This is a genomic window from Prauserella cavernicola, from assembly GCF_016595675.1.
GTDB lineage: Bacteria > Actinomycetota > Actinomycetes > Mycobacteriales > Pseudonocardiaceae > Prauserella_A > Prauserella_A cavernicola.
On sequence record NZ_JAENJH010000080.1, the window covers coordinates 1 to 285 of the forward strand.

Here is a 285-nt window from a genome sequence, read left to right on the forward strand (position 1 = left end):
GAGGAAACGCTGGCACGGCTCGACCTCTGCGAGCTGGCCGAACGCAAGCTGCGCACACTCTCCGGCGGGGAACAGCAGCGCGCCGTGCTCGCGCGCGTGCTCGCGCAGCAGACCCGCGTGCTGCTGCTGGACGAACCCACGACCGGACTCGACATCGGGCACGCGCAGGCCCTGCTGGAACGGCTCGACCGGTTGCGCCGCGAGGACGGCACCACGGTGGTCTCGACGCTGCACGACCTCACCTTCGCCGCGCAGTAAGCCGACGAACTGCTGCTGCTCGACTAC

The 285-nt window shown here is 70.2% G+C and carries 1 protein-coding gene; it reads left to right on the forward strand.

What is annotated here, in order from left to right:
* Nucleotides 1-258, forward strand: a 258-nt coding sequence (locus JHE00_RS34785) for an ATP-binding cassette domain-containing protein (RefSeq protein ID WP_200326456.1), incomplete at its 5' end; no start/stop codon positions are given.
* Nucleotides 259-285: the final 27 nt, after the last annotated feature.